The following is a 13,883-nucleotide window of genomic DNA, read 5'->3' as shown; positions in this document are numbered from 1 at the left end:
ATGAAGTCATGTTTACGGTCTCCGACCATAATGAAATCAGACTTCGGAGAACCGTTGAATTTTCTTATAGCATGCTCAACTATCTCCGCCTTGTTAGACCGAGACCCATCAAGATTACTTCCAACAACATGGTCGAAGTACTGATCAATTTCAAAATGAACGAGTATCTGCTCCGCAAATACAGTAAGCTTTGAAGTGGCTATAACTAACTGCTTAGATTTATCCTTTAAAAACTTAAGTAACTCTGGAATTCCGTCATAAATTACGTTCTCATATATCCCGCTTTCCTTATAATTTTGTCGATAATACATCACGGCTCGTTCTACTTCTGAGGGACCGAGACCATAGAACTGTTCAAAACTGACATGCAAAGGCGGTCCGATAAACGATGTAAGCTCTTCGAGGTCAGGTTCATCGATCCCAAGTCTAGACAAGGCATATTGGGCTGATTTGGTGATTCCCTCCTTAGGATCTGTAAGCGTTCCATCCAAATCAAATAAAATTGTCGAGTAAATTGCCATTATCGGGCTCTCCCTATGGTAAGTTTATTACATTTATCTTTAATTCAATGGCAACTCAGTTAAATCTATCTCTTTAGTTGTGATACGAAATTGAGAACCTCCACTGGATTTTGAACCATGATATTTGGAGACGCTGTTTGTATACGTTCAAACTTCCCGTCTCCCCACAGTGCAGCGATGTTGATCATACCTGCTGCTCTTGCTGACTGAACGTCTGATGGTTGATCGCCAATGTATACGCAATCTGCTGGATTTCCTTGCAATTTGCGCGCTGCAAGAAGAAGTGGATCAGGGTATGGCTTGTGTCGTGATGTGTCCTCTTGGGCTACGACAACGTCAAAGAACATATCCAGCTTCTTTGATTGCAGCTCACTAATCACATGGAATCGCCACTTTGACGAAACAATTCCCATTTTATGACCTCTCAGTTTCATCAGAGTGAGCAAATCTGGAATTCCAGGGTAACAACGAATTTGATCGAGTGTTCTTGGTAAAAACGTGTTCCTGTATCAAGAATTTTTAATGCTAACTCATCATCGAACCATTCTTTGTAAACAATGGGTACAGGACGCCCGATAAGTTGAGCAAATTCTTGTTCTGTTGGTTCTCTACCAAGTATCTGTTGAAATCCGTAACAAGTTCCTTCTCTTGCTAATGGCTCGCTGTCTTGAATAGTTCCATCCAAATCCCAAAAAGCTACAATCAAAAGGCGTTCCTCCTTCCATACAACAACTCGGGCTAAGGGTCACAGTAAATCAAGAAAATCCATGGGGATATCAGCTATAGAGTCAACTACATCGTCAGCCATCGATAAATCTTGATTCCCAGAATTCACATTTTGATATCCAATAGACTCCTCCCTTTTTTCTAGCCACGTGAACAGCCTTATTGCAACCGTAATGACACAAGTGAAACTGATAAAATGCGGGAAGCTGTCTAGTCCCAAATATCTGGACGGTCTAGACCAGCAGACCGAAGGTATTGAAGTAACTGACCAGTGTGAATGGACTCGTGGTACGCAATTCGACAAAGAAAATCTCCTAATGGTCGTATATATCCAACGTCCGAACGGTCAATCATTCGACTTTCCAATTCGTTATTTGGTAATTGCCGGACGTAGTTTAGGAAATCCTCGAAGTATGGTACTGACAGTGAAATTTCCTCTTCGATACTCGTTACTGGAATGTCATCGAACTCGTCATGTGTTACTGGCGCAGATTGTCCTAGTTTAATCGACTCGTAGTAATATTTCTGAGTAGACCATGCATGACGGATGACTTCACCAATTGTTAGAGCTGAGTCGTCAGGCTTCCATTTTAGGAAATCTGAAGGAACACTCCTCCATACAATTATGCTTCTGCGACGAACCTCTCGAAAATTAATTATAGCAAGCTCAGTAGCTAGCATTTAAACCACTCTCCATTCGTTTGTAATATTCTGTATCCTTACTGCTCTTATCTGCCGCAAGGTGTCACGCATAGGTTCTGTATATTCATACACAAGCCGAGACACACCGCTATTGCAGATGTGCACCCGTTACCTGAAGAAGACTTAAAGAAATTTTTCAAGTTCAACCTCATCGTGAATTGGGATTTCGTAATACCCGATTTGTGGAATCGTCGGTTTGAGCTTCCTTGCCTCGTCAATTGCGTCGGGATATACGGCAGTTATTCGGTATCCACGTCGTTGATAAAATCTCAATGCATCCAAGTTATCATTCGAAGTGATAAGCCAAATGCGACCTACTCCAACCTTATGTACCGCTTGTTCGACTGCCGAAATCAGGGCACTCCCTGCGCCTAAACCTTCCACTATGGCATTTATACTCATCAGTTCGCATCCATCATTCTCAAGATTATAGGTTGCCGCCCCAACTCGAACATCATCAGCCCAAGCAATCACGGCGTCTAAATCCTGAAAGTAATGGGTTTTACCTTTGGATACCATTGTTTCTCCGCCCCACTCACTCAGCCACAAGGTCCTGAGCCATTCCTGATCATCTTGAGTCAATGGCGGAGCCACTTCTATCTTGCTGCTAATGCCCATTTTCATCACCCGATTTAATTTGATTCGTTCTTCAACTTTCCTGCCCAAGATCGCCATAAGGACTTCCTCAACACACATGCATGTTCATACACAAAGAGGCGACCCAAGCATTATGACTCTTCTTCATGGATACCCATGTGCTGATTGCCGTGGAACGCCATGAGCAGGAAATCCCTTGCAGGTACCCCTAATTGCTCATACGACAAAAGAAACTGGCGATTATCGTATGGGATTTCTTTCATTTCAACTGCAATATCCTGCGAGTCGATGTCCAGAATGGCGTATCGAGCTACAGGGCGGTCACAACACCCTAATGAGCCAGGATTCAGATATGTTCTTGTGGCAGACTTGAAGAAGTGAACGGGATGATGATGTCCAAAGCACACTATGTCAGCCTTGTCTCCATTGTAGATTGTATCCAGCTCATCCGCTGAAGGGTCTCGGTCAATTGGCAGGAAGTTGTCAGCGGCATCTAAGTGGTAGTGGACCAATAACAGGCTCTTCTCTTCGTGTTCAATTCTTAATGAACGGGGCAAGTCCAACAGGCTTCGAAGTAAGGCTTCATCGGTGTTCTCGACAATCCACTCGTGGTGTGCTCGCTCCTCGTCACGGGACGCTGGTTCTTGACCTCGAAAAATTGCCAACACCGCATCTTCATGGTTTCCGGTGATCATGGATACATCTTCTCGCTCGAACAATGCAACCAAGACCTCATCAGTGTCAGGTCCGATTGCCACCATATCTCCCAAGCAGTAGATGTGCTCAATGTCAGACTGACTGTCGATGTCCTTCAACACAGCCTGTAATGCGGGGCTGTTGCCATGGATGTCTGTAATTATAGCTACCTTTGTAGACATTCATTTCCCCTCCGAATTCAACTAAATATACCGATTACGTTCAGTGAATCACTATTGAACATTGCTCGAAACGGCAGTAAGCGTCTCCATGCGTGCCTGTATAATCATACACCCGTCAACCGGAGACGGCTACTGCAGTTTCGCACCATACTGCAATAGATTTGCTACTCGACATTTGAGGATATAAACCATAGAAAGTAAAACAGGACACCCCAAAGGATGTCCCCTGTGCTGTGATTTTCATCAATCATAGGATTCGATCGGGGGCTGTTCCAAGCCATAATTTCGGACAACAGGCATGAAATAGCCGATCACAGCTACGACAATTTCAAGAATGCCCGTACAAATTAACAAAACCGTTACTCCTGACCATTGAATCATCCATCCTGAAAATGCACGTGCCAGCGGTTCCGATCCCGACATTAAAACAATCATAAAACTAATGACTCGCCCAATCAGTTGTGGCGGAATGATTTTTTGATTTACACTTGGAGCAATTGTGTTCACGACAGCTTCCATAATGCCAATGACGAGCATCGTACCAATAAGCAACCATAGGTCCCTTGCAACGACGAGTCCAAGAAACGCAAACCCTTCGAAGAAACAAGCAAGCAAGGTCATTTTTGGTGTTGGCTTTTGAATCCGTATGAAAGCAAAAAAGAGAGCTGCGAGAGCACCACCGATTCCAATGCCCATATTCATCAAGCCAAATCCTTGTGCACCCAGGTGAGCTTGTTTTGCCAAGAACGGCATTGCAATGAATGTGGCTTGCACGCACGCATTGACCAAGAACGCACTTAAGGATGTCGTTAAGATCAGATGATTCTTCAGTACATATCGAATTCCGACTTGGATGTCGGATGAAAATGATAATTTGTCTTTTTCTTCGTCATCGGAATCGATGGGAATCGGTTTAACCAAGAGCAGAAGCAGAATCGAACAAATAAATGAAAGTCCGTTGGCTGCAATGACAAGTTGATAACTCCATTTGGAAATCAACGTACCGCCAATAACAGGTCCTGCAATCGCTGCCACCTGAAAACCAATCATCAAGAGTCCGAAGGACTGCGTGTATTGCTCTGAAGAAACAAGTCTTTGTTGAAATGCCGATTGTGCAGGGAAAAATGCCGCATCCATGCAGCCATACACAATTGCCATCACAAACAACGTCCAAATCGGCACCACACCGCGAAAGCTCATCACCAGCAGAAACGCCATTATCAGTCCGCGTACAGCATCCGATGCAATCATGACCCATTTCGGATTCAAGCGATCTGCAACCACACCACCAATCGTGACGAGTAAAATTTGAGGCAGTGAAATACACGCCATGATGGTTCCTAAAATTAATCCCGAACCTGTTTTCTCAACCACCATCCAATTGAGTGCCAGCAAAAACATGGCATCTCCAAGTTCTGAAATTAGTCCACCGCTCCAGTAAGATAAGAAGTTTCTGTTTTTCAAGATTGTTGTATTGAATTTCATTGAATGATCTTCCCTTCGGTCATTTTTCAACGCAAAAAAGCACCTGACCACGTGATCAGGTGCTTTGTATTCCGATTTCAACACGCCTTAACTGGCGTAGCTAGTCAGAACGCTGTACGATTCCCTGATCTTTGTATGCAATTGAATACCCGAATAAGGGCAGACTTCCCCCTAGGATAACAACCGCATCAAAAATCGAAGGTACTTGCACATAAACCCTCCTGACATTGCGTATTCCATTAATTGAATTCGTCGTTTTATTTATATATCCTGTTTGCGCTCCAAATTTTCGTTGTCCGTGCTGCACTAAACTGCCCGAAATCGGCGTAAGCCGACTCGCTCGGTTCGCATGATCATGCAATATATCTGCATAAAAGTCCCCGTGTGCGGATCGCTCAATGCCAGTTTTCCCGCGCTCTCCTAGCATCGTTTCCCTCAGTATACACGGCGACGAATGGTTTTGCAGACATTCATCACTGCACGAAATATCGCTGATATGCTTGTTGGCGTACGGTGCCACTGAGGGATGCGTACAACTGCGTGGTCTCCGGTTTCTCATGGCCCAAAATAGACTGCACGGCAACGAGGGGTGCGCCCTGATTGAGCAATACGGTTGCGAGGGTATGGCGAAGTTTGTGGGGGCTGATCTTGGTTTGCAAGTCGGATCGATTCGCGATCCGATTGAAAATATACTCAATCTGATGAATCGATATCCGGTGCGGTTTCCTCTCGGTTACAAACAGCGCCGCATCCTTATCACCACGATGATTCAAATACCGTTGAAGCCATATGCGGGCCTTCGAGCCGAAGTACACCTCTCGTTCTTTGTTTCCTTTCCCTATCACATTCACACAGCCACGCTGCCAATCAATTGCACTGCGGTCGAGTTTGTGAATATCCCCCACCCGACATCCCGTGGCGAAGAAAAATTCCACGAGCGCATGCTCCAAGACACTGGTGCAAGAATCCCGCAGCATTTCTAGTTCATCGATGGTGAGTGCCTTTGGCACACACACATTCTCCAAGCTTCGGTTCCTTCAACTTCATGGTCGGATTGCGCACGAGGAGATCCTCTTCCACCAACCACTTGAATTGAACAAACTCATGATGGCCCGTACATTATGCCCGAGACTGCTCGCTTTCAAATGCATGTGCTGCTGCAGATGTTCCCGCAGTTGTTCCAAGGTGACAGTGTCAATCTCGACGTCACCGATGTCTTTTATCAACAGGCGATGCTACACACGGTACGCCTTTACTGTATAGGGCGAATATCCCTCCCGCGCCCGGAGAGTCAGATATCAGTTGGACGCATCAGGCAATCGCATGAAGAGACCTCCTTCCAAGAAGCTATTAACTTTCAGAATAAAGACATCACTGCACAGAGGAGGATCGACGACACGTGGACGAAAACCACTATGGCAGTCCCTTTCTTGGTGTCGGTTGGTAGCCATCGAACCACGTATTTTTTGGCCGCCGTGCTATAGACCTTGGCAAAGATCAACGCCAAAAAGAGCCCCAGTCCAAACAGGTTCAGGACGTTTGGAATTCGCCGTTCCCGAATGTCAAACAGCGCCGCCACAAGGGCAAATGCGATAAACGCGATCCCAATCCATAGTGGCTTCATAATTGCAGTTCCGTGATGGATCGATAATCTGAGCCACGACTGCCTCACCCATTCAAATAACATTCCCTCACCACCGTCCGAGAGATTCCGATAGGGCCAAACTCTGGATCCATGTCCACTCCGGGCACTCAATCGAAGTTTTTTACAATCGTTAGAAAATCCATTCGTCGATTGGCTATGTATCACCGCATCACGATGAAAGGATGTACGAAGCGCGGACTTTCTAACGAAGAATGTGGTGAGAATGTTAAGGGATGTTCTTGTCCTGGACATCTGGATCAGGATATTAAAAAAAATGAATTCTGTGTCGAAACCACAGAAGGTGGATCGACCCTAACCAAGGATTTAAAATGATCAATCGTCTCTGTTTATCGTGTCTACTTTCTTGACTTAATATCATGCTCAGCAAAAGAGCGACAATAGCACGTTTCCTGCCACATTGAGATGGATATGCTGACGCTTATCTCGGACGATCCGCTTCAACCGCCTACAGCCGAAGAGCGCGACCGCGACGATAGGCAGATTGATGAAGAAAATAAAGCGCCAACTGACCATCGAAAGAATGGTGCCGCCGACACTGGGTCCGAGCACAGGACCTAGCCCGAGGAGAATCCCAAGCGTGCCAAGGGCAGGTCCACGTCTGCTCTCCGGAATGATCGTGGTGATCAGCGCGACGGACGTGGCTTGGAGCATAGCCGCGCCAATCCCCTGTAGGACACGAAAGGCAATGATTTCTGGCACCGACTGTGCGATGCCGCACAGCATGGACGACAGGGCAAAGAGAATGAGACCGAGGACGTATACGGTCAAATGTCCATAGCGATCGCTGAGGCGACCAAAGAGGACAATGGTGCCCGTGAGTGCGAGGGTGTACAGCGTGATCGTCCAAGACATGGCTGTCAGAGACGAGTGAAACACGTGCACCAGCGTGGGAAGCGCTACATTGATAATTCCGGTATCGAGTGTGGAGAGCAATAGCCCGATGCCTGCAATGATGACCACAAATAAGTCGCTCACGGCCAATGGATGGGTTTTTTCTGTGTTCAGTCCGCCTGTCATTCGATAATCCCCTTTTGTGTGTCCAAAGCGGGATGATCGTATCATGCAGAAATTTCACGTAGCATCGAAGTGTTGCGATGGTACACTGCAATCAAAGAGCGCATGGGAGGTTCATTGGATGACTCTGTACGGCAATGTCACGACAGTAGCGTCGCTCATTGGAGATGTGACGAGAACAACGATTCTCATGGCGCTCCTTGGCGGGCAGGCTCTTCCTGCAGGAGAACTCGCGAAACTGGCCCGCGTGTCACCACAAACGGCCAGCAATCATCTTGCAAAATTGGTGGCCGGAGGACTCCTCACCATGGAGGCATGGGGACGTCATCGGTATTATCGACTGGCGGGTCCCGACGTAGCGAAGGCACTCGAGTCCATATCGTCCCTGTCCCCACCCACGCCCGTACGCTCCCTGCGCCAATCGACTGAAGCGACCGCACTCTGTTTCGCACGGACCTGTTACGACCACATTGCGGGTCGATTTGGCGTCGCGTTCACGGACGCTTTGCGAAACAAGGGATACTTGGCGGACCGAGAAGACGGGTATATCGTAACCCCACTCGGTGCGAAGTGGTTTGAGACATTTGGAATCGCGGAAAAGGTCGTCGAAAAACACGGAGCCTCCGTTCCTAGGCATGTAGATTGGACCGAACGGGTTCATCACATGGCGGGACCTATCGCGCTAGCGGTGACAAAACGCCTGTTGGAACTAGACTGGATCCGCAGAGGTCCCGTCCGACGATCCATTGTTGTCACGGCGATGGGTCGAGAAAAACTGGCACAGGAATTGGGATTGAATGTCGAGGATGAGCGCTGACAAGTGGTACGAGGCACCGTAAGATTCTGATTGGAACCTGCCGTTATACGCTCAAACAAATCGTGAAAATGTGATAGGATTGTTCAGATTTCGGGCAGTTTTGCGACAGAAAAGACTTGGTTGCTAAGGAAAGGGGTGTTGTTTTTGACGTTGGTTAATCACAGGAATAACGTCACACCCATTGAGCGGGTAAAACAGTTGTTGTAGAATACAGTCAGTTCCGCTACGGATAAAAAGCTCAGCAATATTTTGGAGCAAGTGTAATCGCAAGACAATGCGAAACTGTATGTTTTCATGAATAACAATGGCTTGGCGTTAGGTATCATTGGATTCAAAGGCGAAGGAGTCTCTGCCGAAATTCTTCACATTGCGGTCGATGAGCACAAGCGTAACTGTGGTATCGATCGACGAATGATTGATAAACTCTTGAAGTTGGAGAATCCCCCCCGAATTAACTGCTGAGACGGAGCACGATGCGGTCGACTTTTATCGTCGGTATGGGTTCGCAATACAGTGATATCTCGTTGTCTAAAAAGTGCAGTCGAAATTGTGCCAAGATAGTGGAAGGTCATGCAATCGGACTTTACTGCTACGCGAGGATATCATGAAGGAGCAGCATTATAATCACTGTTGTGAGCAGTGAAGGATATTTGGCGAGTATGGGGGATTGTCATGTTTAAAAGGACAAAAACGATGAAATTTGCAAGCTTGGACTACTCAGAAGAGACCTTGCGCATTATCACGATGTTTTTGAGGGATTTTGATATGGCTGTATCGCAGCAATTAATCCGCAGGAGTATCAGCCTATCAAACGGACACCTCAGTAGCGACACACTTCATTGGATGAAAATTCTGGATGAAAAATTTGGTAGAAAATTTGAAGGAAGCGTTGAAGCGGTCATTAAATCCTACACTAAGGATTTCGACTTTCCTACAACAGTTCAAGTCTTGGAAGCGTATCTGTCCTATTTTCTTAAAGATCTATCCACGAGTTATGAAAACCCTGCGTCGCAGGATCAGAAAATAGAAGAAGAGGAAACTAAACCGAAGCAGACACTAACTTTAAAACAAGTAATTGATGCTCATGATTCGTATAATTTGCTGAACTTTACGTCAACTCACACAAAGGAACGAAGGACACTCTACGGTCGAACGTTGTTTCATTCCATCTTAGCTGTTAGGGATCGATTGCTCTGTACGGGATACTGTGACACATGGAGTGCAAGATATGCCGAATCTTGGGTTGAAAAGTCCCATGAATTCCTCCGTGATGATTTGGCTTCGCAAGCGGCGAAACATGCTGTTTCCGAAGGGGGAGAACCCTTCGTACACAAGGTTCTCGTGGAAATTGTGGACTCGGTTTGCAGAGATGTTGTGTATCATACTCGAATGGGAAAAAGGTTTGATGAATCGAACAAAATTATCCAGAAGCTTCTAGCAGGTGTCAAAGACCGTTTAAATACGATAAAAATCCCGCCATTAAAGATACAAGAACTTATAGAGTTAGTAGTCCGTGAGAATTTCATTGGACTGCAAAAATATGTTTCTGATTTTATTGAAGAGATTTTCAACGATATTTTACTTCTTGTTGAAAAGGTCGTACAACATGCGGATGTTGACAATAGTTACCTTCCGGATCAGGAGTCTCCACGTCCATTCCTTCACAAGTATGGTCACGATGCACTGCTTCGCCTTAGTGCTGGTTTTTTTAGCGAAGCCGAAGATCTTAATCGGACGTTTCACGATTTCATGGAAGTGTCGTTGCCAGGACGAAATAGTCAGTGGACTAACCACTACAAGACTCCAATTAAGCTAGACGAGTGGTTGTTAGCCGCCCCAGTAAAAAACTTACAAGTGGATGCGGAAGTCGATCTGGGCGACGTCAAAATCGTGCCTTCTGATAAGTGCCCCAACATTGTTACTGAGTATTTTTCGAAGATATCAGGTGTCGACAAGGTGGGCTGGAATCCGTTGGATGAACCGGTGTGGGTATTTGTACAGCGGATTTTCGCTGATTCTAACGATTCAGAGCGTGCGAAGACATACGGTCGGAGAAAAATCGAGGAAACTCTCAATTCGATTTTAGTCCTAATCGACAATCGTAGTTTGTACGACTATCATCTCGGTCATCACACGTATGCGGCGAATACAAAAACATCTGCAACTACCCTTTTCAATGGAATAGGGAGTGGGTCAGTCAAATTTCCTGTGAACTTAACTGGTGACAAATTTCCTGTTGGGACTCCATGGGGGGACTATCTCAGGAAAACCACAGTGATGGATTCAGCAATAAGTAATCGTGTAAGGAGGGCTTTTGACATACTTGCATCCGCACGACGCTATGAGTTTCCTGATCAGCGATTTTTAAGATATTTAACATGTCTTGAGAGTCTTTTGAAGGAAGAACACGATTCTAGAAAATATGGATGGCTCGACCGAGCAACTCTTATAATGGCGGGTCCGAATATTCCTGAAGCTGGATACACCTATGGGCAAGCAAGAGTCTGGCTCCGAAACGACTTCGACATCTACCTTAGGCTCAGAGATTCATTATTGCAGGGACGGGGAAACGGTTCTGCAGACCGAGTGATCGAGAGAATTGAAAGCATTGTAGTGGATTGTCTTATCAACGTATATGCATCTCTGAATGACCCTGACTTCAATGAACTAGACCAGTTGATCCTTTGGTTCGCACTCACACGCCCCGAAGATGATGTAATTGGGGGTGTTTCGATTTGACAGACTTGTTGGATGAGATTCGAAATAACCCGTGCGTCCTCTACGACGTAAATGGAGATGTGCTCGACTACGCATCCTGCAGAGCCGAGTCCTTAGCACCATCAGTTTCTGCTAGTACTCCTGCTGCGCAGGCGGTTATGCCCAATATCAAGCCGACCCTAATGGTTTTTCACTCACGCTCCAAGGATCCGGTTATAACCGAAAATGTTAAATCTTTGTCTGTTGTCGTATGTATTAGGGGTGACAACTTCTTCGAAGTAACCATCGACAACTTACAACGATCCTCGGCTACCGGACTTAATTTTACATTCGATCCAAGTCAGGTCGTCGAGCAGCCAATCGATGAAGCGCGATATAATCAGGTGAAACATCCACAAATTGTTATCGACTGGTCTAAGATAAAAATGCAACCAGGCAATTCATCACAAGGACAAGCCTTCGAGGAACTTTGTCGCGACGTTGTTTTGAAAAACCTAGACCTTTTCAGCAATCATATTTTTTTGCCGGAAGGAACTGACGGCGGCAGGGATGGCGTGTATGAAGCGAAGCTGTCTATATTCCCGACTAGGTCAATTACCATGAAATGCATCATGCAGTGCAAGTATTCAGTGAACCCAGAAACTAAGATTACGAGAACGGAAATATACGATGAAATGCTGAAAGTGATGGTTCATAAACCTGATTACTACGTCCTAGTGACGAATAGAAAGGCGATTTCGAGCTTTGTGGACTGGTTTGACAAGGTCAGAGAAAACAAACACCTACCTTTCATACCTGTGTTGGTTCTACGAACAACTTTGGAAGCCTTTATTAGTAACCACATCGATATCTGGCATAAATATTTTTAACTTGGCTATCTTCTGCGATGGATGCTGTTATTTGACCAAGTTACCTGAACTAGGTCATTGAAAGATGGCTTAGCATGAAGGCTCCAACGGACAAGTATGGCCAGATTCTACCCGTTTCCCAAGTCGAATCGGCAAACTCACGCGGGCACTCCCCGCAAACGCAGCCTCCTGTCTGGCGGCAACCATGAGATCAGGAATCCTTCCGTACAAAACCTCCGCCTGCTCATGCGTGATGCTCGCCACCGAGCGCTTCTGATCATCCTCCCGCGCATCCTGCAAAAGCGCATCCCCGATCACTTGAAAACAGCGCGCGGCGCGCGCAATGGCTTTTGCATGCGGCTCTGTCACGTCCAAAAGCTCCATCTCAAGAACGTACACATCTTGCCCGATCCTGTGATAACCTTCCAAGTGCTCATCAGAGCAATATCGTTCGCCCGCCAAAATGGTTCGAATCCGGTTCAAAATGCTCATAGGCTTGCCTCCGCTCCCTTTTCGTGCCACACAACGCAACCGTGAAACTACGTCTCGTTTATCAGACAATCGTCACCTTAGAATCACACCCTAAGCCAATCATGATATAATAAAAATGCATTATTCCCGTACACAAAGTTTGAATCGAATAAAGATCGTTTTGGGAGGTCCTGTTTCCATGAGTGCGATCCGTTTGACTTCAGCCATTATACGTCAAGGTGAATGGTTTGTGGCTCGCTGTCTTGAAGTGGAAGTAACCAGCCAGGGCAAAACCTTAGAAGATGCCCTAAACAATCTACAAGAGGCGTTGGAGCTATACTTCGAAGATCACGACGCACCGACTGGTACAACTCCGATCATTGCGCCTGTTGAAGTCAATGTGCAATGAGTCCACGTTTGCCTGTCGTTTCCGGAAAACAAATGATTGCCTTTTTAACTCACGCCGGATTCTCATCGATCGGTCAAAAAGGCAGCCATCATAAAATGCGCCATCCAGATGGAAAAATCGCGATTATTCCAATGCACAGAGAGCTTGCCCCAGGTACACTGCAATCGATTTTGCGGCAATCCGACATGACCCTCGATGCGCTTCATGAATGGTTAAGGGATTGACGTTGTAACCGTGAAACTACGTCTCGTTTATCAGACAATAAGGTTTTGCAGACATAAAAAACGCGGACGCACAGATTCGCGAGAACCCGCACGCCCACCTCGTTTTTTAAATGCACTTACGCCACATCATAACCCGCATTTTCAATCGCCAGCTTCAAATCCGCAAGCGTCGCCTTGCCTTCTTCATAGGTTACGGTCGCCTGGTTTTTCTCAAGGCTCACGTCCGTCGACGTCACCCCGTCAACCGCCTGCAGCGCCTTCGTGACCGATTTGACACACCCCTGACAGGTCATCCCCTGTACCTCAATCGTTGCCACCGCCATCCCATCACCTCCTTTCAAATGGTCTTTTCATGCATTCACAGACGACCACAAGCGCACGCCCCAACTCACACCGTCGAGCGAAAACGCCGGAGCAGCACGGAGTTACTCACGACACTCACCGAACTGAGCGCCATGGCGGCGCCGGCGATTACCGGACTGATGAACCCGAATGCGGCCAGCGGGACACCGAGTGAATTGTAACCAAACGCCCAGAACAGGTTTTGCCGAATTTTTTTTTATGGTCGCCTTCGAGAGACGGATCGCAGTGACTACGCTCAAAAGATCCCCGCGCAAAAGCGCGATGTCCGCCGTCTCTATCGCTACGTCCGTGCCCGATCCGATGGCAAAACCGATCTCTGCAGTGGCAAGCGCCGGGGCGTCGTTGATCCCATCCCCCACCATGCCGACCACGTTTCCTTCTCTTTGCAGCTTTTTGACCATCTCCGCCTTTTGCTCAGGCAGCACCTCCGCAAAAACGCGCTCT

The 13,883-nt window shown here is 46.6% G+C and carries 17 protein-coding genes and 1 pseudogene; 5 read left to right on the top strand and 13 right to left on the bottom strand.

Annotated elements, in window-relative coordinates; all coding sequences use genetic code 11:
• The 10 genes from ATW55_RS07085 to ATW55_RS07040 all read right to left on the bottom strand — a co-directional run.
• Positions 1-521, bottom strand: a 521-nt coding sequence (locus ATW55_RS07085) for an HAD hydrolase-like protein (RefSeq protein ID WP_067714737.1), incomplete at its 3' end; no start/stop codon positions are given.
• A gap of 65 nt (positions 522-586) precedes the next feature.
• Positions 587-955, bottom strand: coding sequence for an HAD family hydrolase (locus tag ATW55_RS07080; RefSeq protein WP_143216276.1), 369 nt, complete (start codon positions 953-955; stop codon positions 587-589).
• Positions 955-1,227, bottom strand: coding sequence for a hypothetical protein (locus tag ATW55_RS07075; protein ID WP_067567367.1), 273 nt, complete (start codon positions 1,225-1,227; stop codon positions 955-957). Before ATW55_RS07075 ends, ATW55_RS07080 begins: the two co-directional genes overlap by 1 nt.
• A 230-nt stretch (positions 1,228-1,457) precedes the next feature.
• Positions 1,458-1,928: a DinB family protein gene (locus ATW55_RS07070; protein ID WP_067567365.1), complete on the bottom strand. Its 471-nt coding sequence runs from the start codon at positions 1,926-1,928 to the stop codon at positions 1,458-1,460.
• A gap of 144 nt (positions 1,929-2,072) precedes the next feature.
• Positions 2,073-2,624, bottom strand: a complete 552-nt coding sequence (locus tag ATW55_RS07065) for a GNAT family N-acetyltransferase (protein ID WP_231877922.1) — start codon at positions 2,622-2,624, stop codon at positions 2,073-2,075.
• A gap of 53 nt (positions 2,625-2,677) precedes the next feature.
• On the bottom strand, positions 2,678-3,424 hold the full coding sequence (locus ATW55_RS07060) for a metallophosphoesterase family protein (RefSeq protein WP_067567362.1): 747 nt from the start codon (positions 3,422-3,424) through the stop codon (positions 2,678-2,680).
• Between the two features lie 243 nt (positions 3,425-3,667).
• Positions 3,668-4,909 carry an MFS transporter gene (locus ATW55_RS07055; RefSeq protein WP_067714733.1) on the bottom strand — a complete coding sequence of 414 codons (1,242 nt, stop codon included), beginning with the start codon at positions 4,907-4,909 and terminating at the stop codon, positions 3,668-3,670.
• Positions 4,910-5,382: 473 nt separating this feature from the next.
• Positions 5,383-5,919 (bottom strand): tyrosine-type recombinase/integrase, encoded by a 537-nt coding sequence (locus tag ATW55_RS16030; RefSeq protein WP_235587037.1) that lies wholly within the window; start codon positions 5,917-5,919, stop codon positions 5,383-5,385.
• A 347-nt stretch (positions 5,920-6,266) separates the two neighbouring features.
• Positions 6,267-6,596, bottom strand: a complete 330-nt coding sequence (locus ATW55_RS07045; RefSeq protein WP_067714730.1) for a hypothetical protein — start codon at positions 6,594-6,596, stop codon at positions 6,267-6,269.
• A 339-nt stretch (positions 6,597-6,935) separates the two neighbouring features.
• The gene (locus ATW55_RS07040) at positions 6,936-7,592 is read right to left on the bottom strand and encodes an MFS transporter (RefSeq protein WP_067714727.1); all 657 of its coding nucleotides are present in this window, start codon (positions 7,590-7,592) and stop codon (positions 6,936-6,938) included.
• A gap of 118 nt (positions 7,593-7,710) precedes the next feature.
• Between ATW55_RS07040 and ATW55_RS07035 the strand changes: the two genes are divergently transcribed.
• The 3 genes from ATW55_RS07035 (at position 7,711) to ATW55_RS07025 (ending at position 11,993) form a co-directional block, all read left to right on the top strand.
• Positions 7,711-8,406 (top strand): ArsR/SmtB family transcription factor, encoded by a 696-nt coding sequence (locus ATW55_RS07035; protein WP_067714724.1) that lies wholly within the window; start codon positions 7,711-7,713, stop codon positions 8,404-8,406.
• A 672-nt stretch (positions 8,407-9,078) separates the two neighbouring features.
• A complete protein-coding gene (locus tag ATW55_RS07030; protein ID WP_153005047.1) occupies positions 9,079-11,145 on the top strand; it encodes a hypothetical protein in 2,067 nt (688 codons plus the stop codon).
• Complete coding sequence (locus tag ATW55_RS07025) at positions 11,142-11,993, top strand: hypothetical protein (protein WP_067567608.1); 852 nt, start codon at positions 11,142-11,144, stop codon at positions 11,991-11,993. The genes ATW55_RS07030 and ATW55_RS07025 overlap by 4 nt, the downstream gene beginning before the upstream one ends.
• A 69-nt stretch (positions 11,994-12,062) precedes the next feature.
• Here the strand turns inward: ATW55_RS07025 and ATW55_RS07020 are convergent, their stop codons facing one another.
• A complete protein-coding gene (locus tag ATW55_RS07020) occupies positions 12,063-12,464 on the bottom strand; it encodes a hypothetical protein (RefSeq protein ID WP_067714717.1) in 402 nt (133 codons plus the stop codon).
• A gap of 178 nt (positions 12,465-12,642) precedes the next feature.
• On the opposite strand from ATW55_RS07020, the gene ATW55_RS07015 reads away from it, so the two are divergent.
• Entirely contained in the window at positions 12,643-12,852 is a 210-nt protein-coding gene (locus tag ATW55_RS07015; RefSeq protein ID WP_067711213.1) for a type II toxin-antitoxin system HicB family antitoxin, read from the top strand.
• Complete coding sequence (locus ATW55_RS07010) at positions 12,849-13,076, top strand: type II toxin-antitoxin system HicA family toxin (RefSeq protein ID WP_067711215.1); 228 nt, start codon at positions 12,849-12,851, stop codon at positions 13,074-13,076. The genes ATW55_RS07015 and ATW55_RS07010 overlap by 4 nt, the downstream gene beginning before the upstream one ends.
• Positions 13,077-13,192: 116 nt before the next feature.
• Here the strand turns inward: ATW55_RS07010 and ATW55_RS07005 are convergent, their stop codons facing one another.
• Both ATW55_RS07005 and ATW55_RS07000 read right to left on the bottom strand, forming a co-directional pair.
• On the bottom strand, positions 13,193-13,399 hold the full coding sequence (locus ATW55_RS07005; protein WP_067711217.1) for a heavy-metal-associated domain-containing protein: 207 nt from the start codon (positions 13,397-13,399) through the stop codon (positions 13,193-13,195).
• Between the two features lie 65 nt (positions 13,400-13,464).
• A pseudogene (locus tag ATW55_RS07000) lies at positions 13,465-13,883 on the bottom strand (HAD-IC family P-type ATPase); the annotation flags it as partial.

This window comes from Ferroacidibacillus organovorans (assembly GCF_001516615.1).
In the GTDB taxonomy this organism is placed as follows: Bacteria; Bacillota; Bacilli; order Alicyclobacillales; family SLC66; genus Ferroacidibacillus; species Ferroacidibacillus ferrooxidans_B.
Note: the sequence above shows the minus strand (reverse complement) of the source record. Positions and strands in the feature narration are given on the sequence as shown.

What these genes read in the sequence shown, in the direction of transcription:
- ATW55_RS07080 (WP_143216276.1), bottom strand. Translation starts at nt 955, where the DNA reads ATGAAACTGAGAGGTCATAAAATGGGAATTGTTTCGTCAAAGTGGCGA.
- ATW55_RS07070 (WP_067567365.1), bottom strand. Translation starts at nt 1,928, where the DNA reads ATGCTAGCTACTGAGCTTGCTATAATTAATTTTCGAGAGGTTCGTCGC.
- ATW55_RS07065 (WP_231877922.1), bottom strand. Translation starts at nt 2,624, where the DNA reads ATGGCGATCTTGGGCAGGAAAGTTGAAGAACGAATCAAATTAAATCGG.
- ATW55_RS07060 (WP_067567362.1), bottom strand. Translation starts at nt 3,424, where the DNA reads ATGTCTACAAAGGTAGCTATAATTACAGACATCCATGGCAACAGCCCC.
- ATW55_RS07055 (WP_067714733.1), bottom strand. Translation starts at nt 4,909, where the DNA reads ATGAAATTCAATACAACAATCTTGAAAAACAGAAACTTCTTATCTTAC.
- ATW55_RS07045 (WP_067714730.1), bottom strand. Translation starts at nt 6,596, where the DNA reads ATGTTATTTGAATGGGTGAGGCAGTCGTGGCTCAGATTATCGATCCAT.
- ATW55_RS07040 (WP_067714727.1), bottom strand. Translation starts at nt 7,592, where the DNA reads ATGACAGGCGGACTGAACACAGAAAAAACCCATCCATTGGCCGTGAGC.
- ATW55_RS07035 (WP_067714724.1), top strand. Translation starts at nt 7,711, where the DNA reads ATGACTCTGTACGGCAATGTCACGACAGTAGCGTCGCTCATTGGAGAT.
- ATW55_RS07030 (WP_153005047.1), top strand. Translation starts at nt 9,079, where the DNA reads ATGTTTAAAAGGACAAAAACGATGAAATTTGCAAGCTTGGACTACTCA.
- ATW55_RS07020 (WP_067714717.1), bottom strand. Translation starts at nt 12,464, where the DNA reads ATGAGCATTTTGAACCGGATTCGAACCATTTTGGCGGGCGAACGATAT.
- ATW55_RS07015 (WP_067711213.1), top strand. Translation starts at nt 12,643, where the DNA reads ATGAGTGCGATCCGTTTGACTTCAGCCATTATACGTCAAGGTGAATGG.
- ATW55_RS07010 (WP_067711215.1), top strand. Translation starts at nt 12,849, where the DNA reads ATGAGTCCACGTTTGCCTGTCGTTTCCGGAAAACAAATGATTGCCTTT.
- ATW55_RS07005 (WP_067711217.1), bottom strand. Translation starts at nt 13,399, where the DNA reads ATGGCGGTGGCAACGATTGAGGTACAGGGGATGACCTGTCAGGGGTGT.